The following is a 1,046-nucleotide window of genomic DNA, read 5'->3' as shown; positions in this document are numbered from 1 at the left end:
GAACAGTTCGGTGCGGTAGGCGATGGTTTCGGGATTGCCGACCGCGGGCGGGTTCGCGGGGTATTTGAGGCTCGGAACCACGATCACGGCAAGGAAGCCGAGCAGCGCCAGCAGCGCCGAGGTGCCGCGCGGGCCGAGCGAGCCCAGCCGGCCATAGGCATAGGCGAAGACCAGCGAGAACAGCCCGCCAAGCGCCGCGCCATAGACCAGCACGCCGGTCGCGAGACCGATGCCTGCCTGCGTGACGCGGCTGACCATCTCGGGCTCCGGCGCCTCGCCGGCGGCCTGCGCCTGCTGTTCCTCGAAGGCGATCGCCTTGTCGACCTGCGGCTCGCCATAGACGCGGGCGAAGGCGAACGCCAGAATCCCCGCCACCAGCCCGACAAGCATGCCGCGCAGCAAAAGTTTTCCGACCATGTCAGAGTCCCTTCAAGCAATTTCCCGGAAAAATTGAGCGTTTTCCGCCCGGAATTGCATTAGGCCAAATCTCAGAACGGCATCAGCGATGCCGAAGCCGCTCCAGAGCAATTCCAGGTAAAGTGTGCAACGGTTTTCCGTCCGGAATTGCGCGTCAGACCAAAACCTAGGACGGTTCAGCCTTCGCTGAACCGCTCCTAATGGCAGGGGAAGCCGAGCAGGTGGCGGCCGTCATGCACGAATTCATGCACCATCGTGCCGCGGATCAGCGAGGTCGCGCCTTCTTCCGCGCCGACGAAATAGATCATCAACATCAGCATCAGGCCGGCGAAGATTGCCCAGGGCAGAAGCTCGCGGACGGGAATCGCAACCGGGCCGTAGGTCGGGGCGAAGGTGGTGTCGGACATTTTGACCTCCTGTGGGATGCTGCGTCCCGTTGATCCAACTGTGCTGCGGGATAAGGCCTGACTTTCGGCTGGTGCCGATCACAGTGGCGCGACCGTGCCGGACTCGCACCGGCTTCCAATCCCGTATAGCGCTAAAACACTTGTCAGCACTTCGTTCGCCTGTCAACGACATGTAATGGCCAACGCGGCTTCGCCTGGCCGAAATTTCACTGGACCACGGAG

The 1,046-nt window shown here is 62.5% G+C and carries 2 protein-coding genes and 1 riboswitch; both genes read right to left on the bottom strand.

What is annotated here, in order from left to right; all coding sequences use genetic code 11:
- Window positions 1-417: CbtA family protein (locus tag EOA28_RS36775; protein ID WP_148671149.1), on the bottom strand; the 417-nt coding region annotated here is incomplete at its 3' end.
- 197 nt (window positions 418-614) lie between these two features.
- Window positions 615-824: a CbtB domain-containing protein gene (locus EOA28_RS36770; protein WP_042638334.1), complete on the bottom strand. Its 210-nt coding sequence runs from the start codon at window positions 822-824 to the stop codon at window positions 615-617.
- Window positions 825-870: 46 nt separating this feature from the next.
- A riboswitch (adenosylcobalamin (AdoCbl) riboswitch) is annotated at window positions 871-948 on the bottom strand.
- Between the last annotated feature and the right edge of the window lie 98 nt (window positions 949-1,046).

Origin of the sequence: Mesorhizobium sp. M2A.F.Ca.ET.067.02.1.1 (genome assembly GCF_004023285.1) — a bacterium.
Taxonomy (GTDB): domain Bacteria; phylum Pseudomonadota; class Alphaproteobacteria; order Rhizobiales; family Rhizobiaceae; genus Mesorhizobium.
Note: the sequence above shows the minus strand (reverse complement) of the source record. Positions and strands in the feature narration are given on the sequence as shown.

What these genes read in the sequence shown, in the direction of transcription:
- EOA28_RS36770 (WP_042638334.1), bottom strand. Translation starts at nt 824, where the DNA reads ATGTCCGACACCACCTTCGCCCCGACCTACGGCCCGGTTGCGATTCCC.